This window comes from Bacillus sp. sid0103 (assembly GCF_019219025.1).
On the sequence record NZ_JAHUWN010000005.1, the window covers coordinates 229852 to 245210 of the forward strand.

Consider the following 15359-nt stretch of genomic DNA (forward strand, 5'->3'; position numbering starts at 1 on the left):
GAGGCGGTTACCATAAAAGGCTTGAATTATAACATTCGCGCTAAAATCATTACAGGCTATTTCACCATCTTGATTTGTTTGGTGCTATCGTTGCTTATCGTGATTAATAGAATGTCAGATTTGCAGACAGAGATCGATTACATCGCCGCACATGATATTGAGGTACACGATCTGACCAACCAAATCCAGAAAAATTTCCTATACATGGAAACCGGGATGAGAGGGTACGCGATCACGGGGAATGAGGATTATCTTGAACCGTATAATCTAGCGAGTCGAAGTTGGCTGGATAACTACAATAAACTTCATGCCTTGCTCGCGGATAACAGCAGGCAACAGCGAAGTTTGGAGGAGATTAAACCGCTGATAATGAGCTGGATGACCAATTCCGGCGAGTATGTCATCAATGCTAAAAAAGCGAATAACCAAGCTGCTTTAGACGAGCATTTTAAGAAAAATACAGGAAAGAAAGTGTCCGATCAGCTCCGCACGCTGTTTGATTCATTTCTGGCCAGTGAAAAGAAATTAATGGATGGACGGGTCAATCAACTCAAGGAGAAGAATGACAATTTAAAAATGACGTTGTACGGATTGATCGGATTGGTGACCGTGATCACGAGCATGGCCGCCCTGCTTCAGTCGAATTCGATCGTTCGAACGATTAATCAGGTTGTCAGAATGATTAAAGGAATAACCGATTCCGATTCAAATGTAGACCTCGCCACACGCTTGAAAGTCAATACGCGTGATGAAACCCAAGAACTGGCGGAGGCGATGAACAATCTGCTCAGCAGTCTCGAGAAACACAGTTGGGTCCAGAAAAGCATAGCCGATATCTCAACGTTGTATCAGGGGATAACCGATGTAACTGCATTAGCACAGGCGTTTATTACAAAACTGGCTCCTTTACTGCAGGCTTCTTTCGGCGTGGTCTATCTGCGCAAAAAGGAAGCGGGTGAAATTTTTTACGTCAAAGCGGCAGGCTATGCGCTTTCTAATGAGGATTCAGCCGCAACGAGCTTTCGCGTCGGCGAGGGACTAATCGGCCAAGCAGTCATTGATCAACGAATTTTTCTGACTGAACAGCTGCCAGAAGAACATTTCAAAGTAACCTCTGGCTTGGGCGCTTCCTCACCGCGAAATCTATTAATTGCTCCCATCCTCGTTGATGGCAGGGTAGAAGCTGTCATTGAGCTGGCTGCACTTCAGCCGTTTCTCTCCCAGCACCTAACCTTAATTGATCTGCTTCAAGACAAGTTCGGTTCGGCGATTACCAATGTGAACGGCAGGATGGAAGTAGAAAGGCTGCTCGGGGAATCGCAAATTTTAACAGAAGAGCTGCAGGCACAATCAGAGGAACTCCAAGCCCAATCGGAAGAATTGCAAATGCAGCAAGAACAGCTGCAAGTGGCCAATGGATTTTTGGAGCAACAGAAGCAATTTGCCGAACAACGAGCTCTAGATCTTAAAAAGGCGAAGGATGAACTAGAAGACTATTCACTGCAGCTAAAAATGAGTTCCCAATACAAAACGGATTTTCTTGCCAACATGTCGCATGAGCTCCGCACACCATTGAACAGTATTCTCATTCTGTCGCAAATGCTAATGGAGAATAATAATGAGTTGGACATGTCAGAAGTGGAAGAATACGCAAGGGTTGTTTATACCGCCGGCGGTGATTTGCTCCGGTTGATTGATGATATCCTCGATTTATCGAAAATCGAAGCGGGTAAAATAGAAATTCTGACCGATGAAGTCAACGTCACAGAAATACCACAGACAATAAAGAATATATTCGACCCTGTGGCGGCGAAAAAGAATTTGACGTTTGAAATCGTCACACAACCGGATGTCCCTCCGGTTATTTCGACTGACGGACAAAGATTGCAGCAAATTTTGAAGAATCTCCTATCGAATGCCTTCAAATTTACGGATCAGGGCGGCGTCACTGTCGGAATTGAACTTGCGCATCCTGAAAAAGTGGCGGATTTACCGGACCTCCATGCAGATGCTTCTGTCCTCTCGATCTCTGTTACGGATACCGGAATCGGCATTCCACGCGATAAGCAGCAAATCATTTTCGAGGCTTTCCAACAGGTGGATGGTACCACTAACAGGCAATACGGCGGGACTGGTCTCGGGTTATCGATTTGCCGCGAATTTACCCGTTTGCTTGGCGGCGCCATTGAAGTGGAAAGTAAGCCAGGTAAGGGAAGCACGTTTACCTTATATATACCGAGCCGGCTTGAGCCTGTCTCTCAAGAGCTGATCGATGTACTGGCCCTGGAGGAAGTGGCCGCAAGTGCAAGTGAGCTGACGGAGGAACAGGAATATAGAGAAGAAGCAGAATCTCCTCCAGTCGAAGGAACAGAAACAGAAAGTTCAGATGAACAGTTGTTTAAAGGAAAGAAAGTGCTTCTTGTCGAGGACGATGGCCGGAATGTGTACGCGCTTGTTACGGCCCTTGAGAAAAAGGGAATCCTTGTTCAAATAGCGGAAAACGGGAAGCGGGCGTTAGAAATTTTACAAGAGCAAGCCGATTATGACCTGATTTTTATGGATATCATGATGCCGGTAATGGGTGGCTATGAGGCCATGAAGGCGATTCGTCACGACCTGCAGCTGGAAAGTCTGCCGATTATTGCGCTGACCGCGAAAGCCATGAAAGGCGAACGTGACAAGTGTATGGAAGCAGGAGCCTCTGATTATATCATGAAGCCGCTAAATATCGATCAACTCTTCTCGTTGATGCGGGTGTGGCTGACGGAGCAGGTGGATCCAGATTGAACAATTCGACGAACCCGACAAAATCGAATCTCATCACAGAAACAGATGCAATGGCGCCTACGGAATTGCAGCAAATCGAAATCAATTTGCTGCTCGAGGGCTTATATCAAATGTACGGCTATGACTTCAGGGGCTATGTTCGTGCGTCCTTAACCAGAAGGATCCTAAATCGCATGAAGTCGGAGATGCTCCCGACAGTTACCGCGCTATTGGAAAAAGTGCTGCACGAGCAAGGGTATTTGGAGCGGTTATTGAATGATTTATCGATCAGGATGACGGAAATGTACCGCGATCCCAGTTTCTTTGCCGCCTTTCGGAACCAGGTCGTACCTTTACTAAAAGATCTTCCCGAGATTCGAATTTGGCATGCTGGCTGCGCGACAGGTGAAGAGGTCTATTCGATGGCCATTCTCATCCAGGAGGAAGGGCTGGCAGAAAAGACTAGCATCTATGCAACGGATATCAATGAAAAGGCCCTTGCGGCAGCGCAAAAAGGAGCCTTTCCACTCAAGAAAATGCAGCAGTATACGAAAAATTATTTAAAAGCAGGCGGAAAAAAGGCCTTTTCCGAATACTATACGACCGATCATCAATTTGCTTATTTCTCACCGATGTTGGAAAAGAACCTTACCTTCGCCCAGCATAATTTAGTCGCCGACAGCTCGTTTAATGAGTTCCATGTGATTCTATGCCGCAATGTAATGATTTATTTTGACAACGATTTGCAGCAGAAAGTGCATGGCTTATTTTACGACAGCTTGGCTGAAGGAGGATTCCTTGGCCTCGGCAGTAAAGAATCGATTCTGTTTCTGCCAAAGGGCAAGCAGTATGTAGAATTTCATCCAAATGAACGAATCTACCGAAAAGCGTAAGTGCCTGTTCCCCGGGATTGGGGGGCAGGCGCTTTTTTTTGGCTTTGTTAATAGTTAGCGCTGATTTTTGTGAAATTCACTCCCTTTTCGCGGGTTCGCCCGTTAAAAACAGGTTTACCTTTCTTCTCAACAGGGTATTACCCCAAAAGGGTATCTCATACGATAAATTTTTTGGGGGGAGGACGACGATATGAAAACACGGAGAATGGAATTTATCTTTGTGATGATTTTGCTGCTGCTAGCCTATTTAGTGGTTTTTACAGATATTCCGTACCTGATCAAAGTGTTAGCCTTCGCGCTTTACGCAGGAATCATTTTGATCACGTTATTTTCGTTAATGCTTGAAAATCGAACGGCACAAAATACGCTGTTATGGATGTTTATTCTAGTGTTTTTACCAGTCCTCGGCTACATCATCTATGTCTATTCCGGTCAGTTATTTTTAAAAGGGTGTTTGTTTAAAAGTAAGCGGATTGAGGATCGGAAGGTATTTGAAAACATGAGCCGGAAAAGTCAGAGGGTTGATTTTTCACAGCTTAATCACCACCAGCATCATTTTACCCACTATTTGGACCAGTCGACCTTCACACCTACCAATACCAATACAGTGACGAAAATTTTAAAAAATGGCGAGGAAACGTTCCGCGAAATCAAACGAGTACTTCACAAAGCGACCCAATTTATCCACCTGGAATACTATATTTTCCGAGATGACCGTTTAGGAAATGAGCTGATCGACATCTTAATCGATAAAGCTCAAGCAGGCGTAGAGGTGCGCTTGATGTATGATGCGATGGGCAGTATGACCCTTTCGGGAACAGCTCTTAAAAGAATGAAGGAGGCGGGAATCCTCGTCCATCCCTTTTTACCACTAAAAAGCGGCCTCTATAATCAAAAGTTTAACTTTCGAAATCATCGTAAAATCATTGTCATTGATGGAACGATCGGATTTGTCGGCGGCCTCAACATTGGCGTCGAATACCTTGGGGAAGACAAGAATTTCGGATTTTGGTGTGATACCCATGTGCTTCTGAAAGGAGAAGCCGTGCAGACACTGCATGCCGTTTTTCTATTAGATTGGCGCTATGTGAGTGGGGAAAGGCTGGTGCTGGATGAACGCTATATGAAACCAGTCCCTGCAGCCGGCGATGGGCTGGTTCATGTTGTGGCCACGGGTCCCGAAACGGAACGGATGAGTGATCACTATTATGCAATGATCTCGTGTGCGACCAAATCGATTTGGATTGCCTCACCGTACTTCGTCCCCAATCCTGCGATACGAACCGCCCTCAGGATTGCCGCGCAAAAAGGGGTTCAGATCCGGATCATGCTCCCTGAAACGAATGATGGGTTTCTCACCCAATATGCGTCACGATCGTATTTACCGGAACTGCTCCGCTGCGGGATTGAAATTTATGCCTATCAAAAAGGGTTCCTTCATAAAAAAGTGCTGATTGTCGATGGAGACCTGGCCACGATTGGGACGGCGAATATGGATATGCGCAGCTTCCGTCTCAACTTCGAAGTGAATTTATTTTTAATCGGGACAGACTCCATTGAAGACCTAGTGGCCCATTATGAAGAAGACTTAGTGGATTGCGTGCGAATTCGCCCCGTGAAATTTTACAAACGGGCTATGGCTGAAAAAGTAAAAGAATCCTTCGCCCGGCTATTTTCAGGGGTATTGTAAATTTTCCAAAATAGAAGCAAAAAGGGGAAAACAAACATGGAACGAAATCAGACAATGATGCAATTTTTTGAATGGCATATGGAAACCGATGGCACCCACTGGAACCATCTGAAAGACTTTGCGTCCGAACTCGGAAAGAAAGGAATCACTTCGGTGTGGATTCCTCCCGTAACAAAAGGGCAATCAGATGAAGATACAGGCTATGGTGTATATGATCTGTATGATCTTGGTGAATTCGATCAAAAAGGGACCATCCGCACGAAATATGGAACGAAGCAAGAATTACAGGATGCCATTTCAGCCTGTCATGAATATGGTATTCATGTCTATATAGATATCGTGATGAATCATAAAGCTGGGGCAGATGAGACACAAGAATTTCAAGTAATCGAAGTAGATGCGGAGAATCGCACGGAGGAAATTTCTGAGCCGTTCAAGATTGAGGGGTGGACGAAATTCACCTTCCCAAACCGAAAGAATACGTATTCTTCTTTCCAGTGGCGCTATGAACATTTTAACGGAATCGATTACGACGCAAAAACGGAGAAAACGGGGATATTTCGTTTTGTTGGAGATGGGAAGGCCTGGAACGATCATGTCGATGATGGATTTGGCAATTACGACTATTTAATGTTTGCGAATATTGACTACACTCATCCAGACGTTCAAGCAGAGGGAATCCGTTGGGGGAACTGGCTTGCTGAAACATTACAATGTGACGGGTACCGGTTAGACGCGATTAAACATATTGATTATACGTTTATAAAACATTTTGTTGAAAAAGTAAGGCAGCAGCAAGGAGAAAATTTTTATATGGTCGGAGAGTTTTGGAAAACGGAAATCGAAGCCTATCAAACCTACTTGGAAAATGTCGATCTGAACATGAATTTATTTGATGTTCCCCTTCATTATAAATTACACGAAGCATCGAAAGCGGGAGCTGATTTTGACCTGACGACGATTTTCGATGATACTTTAGTGAATTTGTATCCAGAACAGGCGGTTACGTTTGTTGACAATCACGATACCCAGCCAAACGAATCCCTTGAATCATGGGTGGAGGATTGGTTTAAGCAAAGTGCGTATGCCTTGATCTTACTGCGCCAACAAGGTCATCCCTGTGTATTTTACGGAGATTATTTTGGGATTGGGGGAGAAGAACCAATCGAAGGCAAAAAAGAGGCGATGGATCCGCTCCTTTATGCGCGTGACCAAAAAGCCTATGGAGAACAAGAGGATTATTTCGATGAACCGAATTTGATTGGATGGGTTCGTTTTGGTCTTGAGGAATTGGAGCGTTCAGGCTGCGCCATCCTCATTTCCAACTGTGACGAGGGTGAAAAAAGGATGTATGTCGGGAAAGACCGGGCAGGGGAAGTGTGGCTGGACCTTACAGGAACGAGAGACGAGAACATTCCAATTGAAGAGGATGGCTGGGCAACGTTCCTAGTTAACGGCGGCAGCGTCTCGGTGTGGGCTCAACCTGAATAGAAAAGAGGATTTTAGATAAAATCCTCTTACCTTTGATTGAACCAATTGTAATGAATATCAAAAGTGACATATACAGGTATCCTCATTTTTTTGAAATAGCAATGTCATCAACAGTGATAGGCCATTAATACATTAATTTGCCCATATACATAGGGCCTATTCCTCTAACCGCACCCATTATGGGGTGCTTTTTTATGCAAAAAAAGAGACTGCGTGAGGAGCAGTCTCTTAAGCGGTATGGCGCATTTTTTTTAAGAAGAAGCCGACGATGAAGGTGATAATAATAGCACCGATGATGGCTGGAATCAGATAAAAACCTCCAACGACAGGTCCCCAATCGCCTAAGATCAGTGAGCCGAGGAAAGCTCCAATAAAGCCGGCGATGATGTTGCCGATGATACCTCCTGGAATATCACGTCCAATGATAAGACCGCCTAACCACCCGATGATTCCTCCGATAATTAAAGTCCAAATCAATCCCATGCGCTTTCAACCCTTTCCTATATAGTTAATGTGAATCTTAGTTAATGAAATACCCGATCATTCCACGGCTAAACCTTTTTCTAACAAAATTTTTTTCTTCTAATAAACAGGTTTCAATTCTTAAAAAAGGGTTATCTAACCAATAGAACATCAAGTAACATTTCAACTTACTAACGAAATTTAAAAAATGTAGGAGGCAGGTAAAAATGAGACAAGTAAAAGTAGTGGAAAATGGACTACAAGCCAAAAGGGAAATTGAACGATTATTAAATCAAGGGTTTACCAGGGATGAGGTCTTCTTATTGGCCCATAACAAGGAGCGGTCAGAAGATTTAACAGATGCACTCGATAGCAATGAAATAGGGATGCATGAACAAGGGGTGTTGGATTCGATTGCAAATGTTTTCCGTACTCGCGGGGACGAGCTCCGCTCAAAGATGGAATCGTTAGGCATAACCGAATCAGAGGCTGAGCAATTTGAGCAAGAATTGGATCTGGGAAAGGTCGTCGTTGTTGCCGCAAAATAAAATTTTAAGAAAGGGGAAGTTGGAGATGAAAGTTTCCAGAATACGATTAGCTGATTTTTTGGGAGGAAGCAAGAGAGCGCGACGTAAAACGAGGGTCGATCATTCGCTTGATTCAAATTTTGAAAATCCGATCATACACAGGCAAATACAAGGCGAAAAAATTTATGTCCCCTTAAATCTAGGCAGGGTATGGAATCAGGTCAATTGGAACAAGGTCGAGTAGACTTTCGGCTGCAAACATTCGCCTTCTATTAATGCACTGGAAGGCGAATTTTTATTAATGGAAATAAGTTTATTTTAAAAATGGATACAAAAGGAAACTATTAAGGCCCACTTTGTGATAGAATAAACAATGTGTGAAAAAGGGGGACGCAGAGTGATTAGTGATTTTGGGCAAAATGCCGTGTTAAGTATTCTGTCACATTTAGTATGTATTGCGATATCCTGGTGGGCCTTACAAGCAATTCGATTGGATCAATTGCTCAAACCCAACCGTGTATTTCAGGCGAGATTACTTTACATATTATTAGCTATTATCATTGGTTCATCTGTTAGTAATTTTTTCCTAGATTATCTTCAATGGTCGCAGCAACTGCCTTTACTCCTCCAAGATTGATAATTGGAAAAAAATTAGTACTTCGTACATGTTCCAATTTGTCAAGAAATTGAGTACAATCTTCTTTATGTGGAAAAATAACATCAATGTGATTTGTCACAAAGGGTGGAACTTGTCTAAAAGTGACGACATTTCCCAAGTATGTTACTCCTCTACCTGGAAACAATGGTAGTAAGGGGGAGTAGAGATGAAGAGAAAGAGTCAAATCCTTTTGAGCGTAGTTACCATCATTAGTTTAATCATGGTTGTTATTGGGAACCAAACAAGTGAAGCGAACGGCGGCGGAATCGGCTCCATTTTTGAAAAAGAAATGGACTTAATAAAAATCGGCTCTATTTTACAAGCCGAAAATATTTTGCTCGATGAATGGACTTTTTATGCAAGAGAGCATTTAGATGGCATGAAAAGTGAGCAGGAAGTTAAGGACTATGCTAAAGAGCTTCAAGCTAAGTTTCCTGATTGGGAATGGTCTGTTAAAAATACCAGCCAAAAATGGGAAATGACGGCAGTATCTCCAACATCTAAACACCACAAAGAAATGCTTCAAATTATGGCAACCCACACAAAACAACCTGTAAATGCGTATATAGTATATAGTATCAGTGGTAAAGTGTGGAACAAGTCGGCAGAGGCTTTTTTCACTACTAATCAATTTAAAACTAGGCTTACTGACATATTTCGAGAAAAACCAACAGTTTTCTCTTGTATGAAAGGTACGGTCGGTGATAAGATTGATAAGTCTTTACCAGAAACAGCAAATCAATTGCTGTCAAGATTTAAGGCAAAAGAAATCGAGGCGTTAAAAGAGGAGTCTTTCATGTCTGTTTCGGCGACTTCGCCGATGTTTACGAACTCCATTGAAAATCAACGAGATAACATGAATTTACAAATTGGCATACGCTCCGAAGGATTGGGCGCTAAGACTACCATCGTAGTTGGCACACCAATCATTACGATTGAATATTAATATAGAGAAAATGGACGCGGAGGGGAATACTCTTGGAAAAGATCATCGTCCGCGGCGGAAAAAGGCTTGATGGAACGGTTAAAGTGGAAGGCGCAAAAAATGCCGTCCTGCCTGTACTCGCTGCAACATTATTAGCAAGTGACGGAAAAAGTGTAATTCGTGATGTACCTACACTCTCCGATGTATACACAATTAATGAAGTTTTACGCAACCTAAATGCTGAAGTGTCGTTTGAAAACAATACAGTCGTAGTAGATGCATCCAGAGAGTTAAAGGATGAGGCGCCATTCGAATACGTTCGAAAAATGCGCGCGTCTGTGCTTGTCATGGGATCATTACTCGCTCGTAATGGCCGTGCACGTGTGGCCCTGCCGGGTGGCTGTGCAATTGGATCCCGTCCTATCGATCAGCATCTCAAAGGCTTTGAAGCCATGGGAGCTACAGTTAAGGTAGGCAACGGTTTTATTGAAGCGGAAGTTAACGGCCGCTTACAAGGTGCTAAGATTTATTTAGATTTCCCAAGTGTTGGGGCTACTGAAAATATTATGATGGCTGCAACTCTTGCAGTTGGTACAACAATTATTGAGAACGTGGCAAAAGAACCAGAAATTGTCGATCTTGCCAACTTCTTGAACAAAATGGGCGCTAAAGTTCGCGGTGCCGGCACTGGAACCCTTCGTATTGAAGGTGTTAATGTGTTATTTGGTGCAGACCACAACATTATTCCTGACCGAATCGAAGCTGGTACCTTCATGGTTGCAGCGGCGATTACAGGCGGTAATGTATTGGTAAAAGGCGCTGTTCCTGAACATTTATCATCATTGATTGCAAAAATGGTCGAAATGGGTATCACCATAAGTGAGGAAGAAGATGGCGTACGTGTCATTGGAACTGATCGCATGAAGGCTGTCGACATTAAGACAATGCCGCACCCAGGATTCCCAACTGATATGCAATCACAAATGATGGCATTGCTGCTTCGCGCAGATGGAACTTCCATGATTACCGAAACGGTCTTCGAAAACCGTTTTATGCATGTTGAGGAATTCCGCCGCATGAACGCAGACATCAAAATTGAAGGCCGTTCTGTTATTTTAAATGGTTCTTCGAATTTACAAGGTGCAGAAGTATCGGCAACCGATCTTCGTGCCGCAGCAGCATTAATTCTAACTGGTTTAGTTTCCGAAGGCATGACACGCGTGACTGAGTTGAAACACTTAGACCGCGGCTACGTTGACTTCCACGGCAAACTAGCTCGCCTAGGTGCCGACATCGAACGCGTCAACGAAGCAGACGAAACATTCACAGAAATTCAAAACCTCGTATCGGATATGAATGCATAGCAGGTTTTGAATTCGTACCGGTTCAGGTACGATACTTCCAATAATAACGAACATTTACAAAACAACGGGCCCTGATGTAGAATCGGGCCTTTTTTATTTTGTCTTGCTGGAGTTAGAGGTTGTCTGCGGGCTGGTGTAGTGTCTCCGTGTGAAGAATGAGTGTCTACGGATGATGTGATGTCCCTGTGTAAAGGACAAATATAAGGATGATGTGATGTCTATCTGTGGAAGACAAGTGTCTGCTGGTGGTGTCAGGCACCAACAAAAGACCATTGTCCACGAGTGGTGCCTGACACCAAGGATGACACCAAGGATGACACTAAGGTCAGTTTTCTTAAAAAATCCGTAATAAATGCTTGTCCGCCTCCATATGTATTAATTGAGACGCATCCCGCCTTTGATTTGGTGCGGGTGTGAATTTGCAAACTGGAGGCACTATCATGATAAAAATCAAACCATTCGTCGTAGTAGCAGCAGTCCTCATTGCCTTGACACTCATTATTCCCGCAGTCCTTGTTTTACCATTTTCCGATGAGCATCGTGCGAGCGGAAAGCTCGGGGAGGCTCTAACCAAGACCCCAGCCAAAGAAACAAAAACGGTGCCGGCTTCGGCTTCATCGGATCCAGCCGTTGAAGTGGCCGTTTTTCGGACCGCAAGATCAACAATCGAGAGTGTCCAATTAGAAGATTACCTCGTTGGTGTTGTCGCAGCTGAGATGCCCGTTGATTTTAAAGAGGAAGCGCTCAAGGCTCAGGCACTAACAGCGAGAACCTATATCGTTAACAGATTAATTAATAAGGATACGCTTGGCGTCCCGAAAGGAGCTCAGGTGACGGACACCCAAATCCACCAGGTGTACATGAATGATGATGAGCAGAGGAAGGATTGGGGCGCCAATTATGAGTGGAAAAAGAAAAAAATTGTAAATGCGGTTCGGGCAACAGCCGGGCAAATTTTGACTTATGACGGCAAGCCGATCGATGCCTTGTTCTTCTCGACTGGTAACGGCTATACGGAAAATTCGGAAGACGTCTGGGAAGGCAAATTCCCTTATTTAAGAAGTGTATCAAGCCCGTGGGACAAAAAGTCCCCAAAATATAACAGTCAAAAGGTTCTGTCCGTTCATGAGTTTGAAACCCGACTTGGTGTCCACCTCGGTTCAGGGTCAACGATTGGAAAAATCGTAGACCGGACAGAAGGGAAAAGGGTCGCTAAGGTTGATTTTAACGGGAAGGTTTTAACAGGAATACAAATCCGTGAAAAACTAGAGCTCCGCTCGTCTGACTTTGCGTGGAAACGCAAGGGGGACAATATTGTGATTACGACGAAGGGATTCGGTCATGGCGTCGGAATGAGCCAATACGGTGCGAACGGGATGGCCAAGGAAGGGAAAAATTATCAGGAGATCGTGAAGCACTACTACAAGGGCGTGAAGATTACATCAGCGGATCATATGCTTGATACCGTAACCGCGAAGAAGTAGTAGAAAGGTGGAGTATTGAGTCAGGCGGGGAAGATGCCTGGCTTTTTTTTGTGTGGTGGGGGTATTTAGGGTGGAGAATTGGGAAGTGGCAGATAAGTTGGTGAAAGTGGCAGATAAAATCTTGAAGTGGCAGATAAAAAGAAAAAGTGGCAGATAAATCCGTAAAGTGGCAGATAAATCTTCAAAAGCGGCAGATAAATCCCAAAGCCCTCTTAAAAGGGTAACTAAAAGTGATGTAGTACAGGCTAAATAGGTCCGATTTCTAATAAAAGTGCAGGACAATGACCTGAGCCAGGCTGAACGCCTGTCTTTTTAGGTTTTTTTGGGGTGTTTGATGAAGGTTTTAAGATGGAAATAGGGAAGTGGCAGATAAGTTGGTGAAAGTGGCAGATAAAATTGTGAAGCGGCCGATAAATGAAAAAGTGGCCGATAAATCCTCGAAAGTGGACGATAAATTATCAAAGCGGCAGATAAATTACAGACATTCGAAAAAGGGTAACTTAACTTCACAAAATGGACAAGGAATTCTGTCGAATAGTGCAGGATTTGACCAAAGGAAGGAGGAATTTTTTAAAAAAGAGAAAGGACTGATGCAATTGTTCGCAAAGGAATGTTTACTTCCGCTGAGAATCAAAAAATATGAGGCACTCATCAGAAGAATTACAGAGGATCACTCTATTCGGCCCACCATTTTAATAGAACATAAGAACTGGATGGCAGGTTACCACGGAGAGAAATCTCTTGACTTCCACCTAAGCATGCTCCCCGAATCAAACTATCTTATTTTCCATAACATTCGCCTAAAGTTAGGGAGGTACTTTTTCCAGATTGATATTCTCCTCCTTACGGCAGCATTTGCCCTAGCTCTTGAAGTAAAAAACCGTACCGGTGAATACCTCTTTCAAAAATACTTAAACCAAACCATTCTAAAAACGAATGGCAGCGAGGAAAGGATCAAGAATCCAGTTTTACAGGCCAAGCTGCAGGCGTTGAAACTAAAAAAATGGCTGAAGGCACATAATTGTCCGGACGTTCCGATTCACTATCTTTTTGTCAATAGTAACCAAAAAGCTACGATTCGAGTGGAACCTGGCAATGAACAAATACTGACAAACATAGTAAATAGTGAAGGTTTAATAGAAAAAATCTCGCAAATCGCCAGCCATAATAAGCATGAGAAACTTGATAAGAAAGAACTGAACAAGGTCAAACGGCTGCTGTTATCCAATGATACCCCGGAAAATCCCGATTTGCTCGAGCGCTTCCATATTTGTAAAAATGATCTCCTCCCAGGTGTTCAATGCCCTATATGTAACTGTTTACCCATGGAATATGTATACGGAACATGGGTCTGTCCGAATTGTAAGTGCAAATCCAAAACAGCCCATATCCAAGCAATCCACGATTACTTTCTTTTAATAAAGCCCTCGATGACGAACTCAGAATTGAGACATTTTCTGCAGATTGACTCCCCTAAATGTGCAAATAAAATCCTTAAATCTATGAACTTAACCTTTGCAGGGACCTTAAAAGGCAGAATTTATTATTCAAAAGGATTATAGGTGGCAACACCCTTCCCAATATCCTCCCAAGCCTAGTAAACAAAGCCCCTCTAATGAAATAATAGCACACCCTGAAACCGGTGAAATCTTTTACAAGGTCAAACCAGGACGCTGAGCGGTAGGCGTAGAAGGATTGGTAGATTTCATCTCTGATTCCGTAGAGGCTGGCGAACACGGCGCAGGCCATGTTTAAGGAAGTGTGAAGGCGTTGCGGCGGGTTAACAATGATAGGACTAGTAAAACATACAATATCGCGAATTCTATTAAATGCAGGGATTCCTTGATGGTGTGGTCGATTTCGGAATCAGGCGGCTTTACAAAATGGTCGGATGGCAAGCTTGATTGATACCAAATCGCCGCCATATAGAGAAACGGGAGCACTCGCAACACCGATTTTGAGATTTTTATAAAAATCCCTCCTACATTAAAAACCCATGACGAGAAGACTTTTTTCCCTCGAAAAATAATTTTTTCAACATCATGCATAAAAAAGTTATCACTGTCGAAAAATAAGTTCAAAAAAAATTTTTTCGCTAGTGTATATAATTCTACTTATCTGTTCAGAATGATTGCTGAGGTGATGAAAATGAGAGAGGAAGAAAACAAACGATCTTCTCAAAGTTCCAGCGTTAAACGCTTTTTCAAAAAGCGTTGGGTATTTCCAGCCATCTATATTGCAAGTGCAGCAATCATTTTGACCGCAGTACTATGGTATCAAACAAGCAACAATGCGTCCGACAAATACGATTACAAATCCACTGATATTGCCGGCAAAAAAAATCAAGAGCCAGCTGTTGAAGTTAGCAAGACATTTGAAGACTTCAAAATGCCAGTGAAAAATGCAGACGCAGCTGTCGTAAAAACGAAATTCTATGATTTCAATGGTAAAACAGAAGACCAGGAAGCGGCATTGGTATTCTACAACAATACCTACCGTCCAAATACTGGTATCGATGTAACCGTGAAAGACGACGAGTCGTTTGATGTTGTTGCATCGCTAAGCGGTACTGTCACACGTGTTGAAGAAGATGCAGTCCTTGGGAATGTCATTGAAGTTGAACACGACAAAGGGATTGTAACACAATATCAATCCGTTAAAGACATAAAGATCAAGGTTGGCGAAGAAGTAAAACAGGGACAAGTTATTGCCAAGGCTGGACAAAGCTTGTTCAATGAAAAAGCTGGAACACATGTACATTTTGAAATTCGTAAAGATGGAATTGCTGTAAATCCAAGTGACTATTTTGACAAATCGTTAAGCACGTTACAGGAAGCAAAACTTTCGGATGAAAAGGCAAGCGAATCAGTAGAAACTCCACAAATGAAGGAAAAAGAGCAAATGATTGAAGATCCAGAAAACTCTTCTGACCAAGATAAAAATGTGGACGACAATTCTACTAACTCAACAGAAAAAACAAACTCATAATAAGACGTAACAAAGGGGAAGGGGAATTCTTTCCTCTTTTTTTTGCACTCATTATTTATAATATTTCACTCATAATAAATGGTCCAAACACCATTTTTTGTATATTCGCGG

15 protein-coding genes and 1 pseudogene are annotated in these 15359 nt (G+C 43.0%); 13 read left to right on the top strand and 3 right to left on the bottom strand.

Annotated features, from left to right (window positions below):
- Positions 1-111 precede the first annotated feature (111 nt).
- The 5 genes and pseudogenes from KW850_RS33220 to KW850_RS08170 all read left to right on the top strand — a co-directional run.
- Positions 112-531, top strand: a pseudogene (locus tag KW850_RS33220) (CHASE3 domain-containing protein); the annotation flags it as partial.
- A 312-nt stretch (positions 532-843) separates the two neighbouring features.
- Positions 844-2787, top strand: a complete 1944-nt coding sequence (locus KW850_RS08155) for a hybrid sensor histidine kinase/response regulator (protein ID WP_256358147.1) — start codon at positions 844-846, stop codon at positions 2785-2787.
- 50 nt (positions 2788-2837) lie between these two features.
- On the top strand, positions 2838-3659 hold the full coding sequence (locus tag KW850_RS08160) for a CheR family methyltransferase (protein WP_218347107.1): 822 nt from the start codon (positions 2838-2840) through the stop codon (positions 3657-3659).
- A gap of 190 nt (positions 3660-3849) precedes the next feature.
- Complete coding sequence (gene cls / locus KW850_RS08165) at positions 3850-5349, top strand: cardiolipin synthase (protein ID WP_218347061.1); 1500 nt, start codon at positions 3850-3852, stop codon at positions 5347-5349.
- Between the two features lie 36 nt (positions 5350-5385).
- Entirely contained in the window at positions 5386-6840 is a 1455-nt protein-coding gene (locus tag KW850_RS08170; protein WP_218347062.1) for an alpha-amylase, read from the top strand.
- A gap of 228 nt (positions 6841-7068) precedes the next feature.
- On the opposite strand, the gene KW850_RS08175 is transcribed toward KW850_RS08170, so the two are convergent.
- Entirely contained in the window at positions 7069-7323 is a 255-nt protein-coding gene (locus KW850_RS08175; protein WP_218347063.1) for a GlsB/YeaQ/YmgE family stress response membrane protein, read from the bottom strand.
- 206 nt (positions 7324-7529) lie between these two features.
- Between KW850_RS08175 and KW850_RS08180 the strand changes: the two genes are divergently transcribed.
- The 7 genes from KW850_RS08180 to KW850_RS08210 all read left to right on the top strand — a co-directional run bounded on the left by KW850_RS08180 (position 7530) and on the right by KW850_RS08210 (position 13822).
- The gene (locus KW850_RS08180) at positions 7530-7850 is read left to right on the top strand and encodes a YflT domain-containing protein (protein ID WP_218347064.1); all 321 of its coding nucleotides are present in this window, start codon (positions 7530-7532) and stop codon (positions 7848-7850) included.
- A 25-nt stretch (positions 7851-7875) separates the two neighbouring features.
- On the top strand, positions 7876-8073 hold the full coding sequence (locus KW850_RS08185) for a hypothetical protein (RefSeq protein WP_218347065.1): 198 nt from the start codon (positions 7876-7878) through the stop codon (positions 8071-8073).
- Between the two features lie 153 nt (positions 8074-8226).
- Positions 8227-8466 carry a DUF1146 family protein gene (locus KW850_RS08190; RefSeq protein ID WP_218347066.1) on the top strand — a complete coding sequence of 80 codons (240 nt, stop codon included), beginning with the start codon at positions 8227-8229 and terminating at the stop codon, positions 8464-8466.
- Between the two features lie 187 nt (positions 8467-8653).
- On the top strand, positions 8654-9433 hold the full coding sequence (locus KW850_RS08195; RefSeq protein WP_218347067.1) for a YwmB family TATA-box binding protein: 780 nt from the start codon (positions 8654-8656) through the stop codon (positions 9431-9433).
- 32 nt (positions 9434-9465) lie between these two features.
- On the top strand, positions 9466-10776 hold the full coding sequence (murA, locus tag KW850_RS08200) for a UDP-N-acetylglucosamine 1-carboxyvinyltransferase (protein WP_218347068.1): 1311 nt from the start codon (positions 9466-9468) through the stop codon (positions 10774-10776).
- A gap of 440 nt (positions 10777-11216) precedes the next feature.
- Positions 11217-12260 carry a stage II sporulation protein D gene (spoIID, locus tag KW850_RS08205; protein ID WP_218347069.1) on the top strand — a complete coding sequence of 348 codons (1044 nt, stop codon included), beginning with the start codon at positions 11217-11219 and terminating at the stop codon, positions 12258-12260.
- Between the two features lie 362 nt (positions 12261-12622).
- The gene (locus KW850_RS08210; RefSeq protein ID WP_218347070.1) at positions 12623-13822 is read left to right on the top strand and encodes a nuclease-related domain-containing protein; all 1200 of its coding nucleotides are present in this window, start codon (positions 12623-12625) and stop codon (positions 13820-13822) included.
- Here KW850_RS08210 and KW850_RS34230 read toward each other — a convergent pair.
- Together KW850_RS34230 and KW850_RS33225 are read right to left on the bottom strand one after the other, a co-directional pair.
- Complete coding sequence (locus KW850_RS34230) at positions 13761-14009, bottom strand: VanZ family protein (RefSeq protein ID WP_374226288.1); 249 nt, start codon at positions 14007-14009, stop codon at positions 13761-13763. The genes KW850_RS08210 and KW850_RS34230 overlap by 62 nt on opposite strands.
- Positions 14010-14011: 2 nt before the next feature.
- The gene (locus KW850_RS33225; RefSeq protein ID WP_256358137.1) at positions 14012-14308 is read right to left on the bottom strand and encodes a hypothetical protein; all 297 of its coding nucleotides are present in this window, start codon (positions 14306-14308) and stop codon (positions 14012-14014) included.
- A gap of 100 nt (positions 14309-14408) precedes the next feature.
- On the opposite strand from KW850_RS33225, the gene spoIIQ reads away from it, so the two are divergent.
- The gene (gene spoIIQ, locus KW850_RS08220) at positions 14409-15248 is read left to right on the top strand and encodes a stage II sporulation protein SpoIIQ (RefSeq protein ID WP_218347071.1); all 840 of its coding nucleotides are present in this window, start codon (positions 14409-14411) and stop codon (positions 15246-15248) included.
- Positions 15249-15359: the final 111 nt, after the last annotated feature.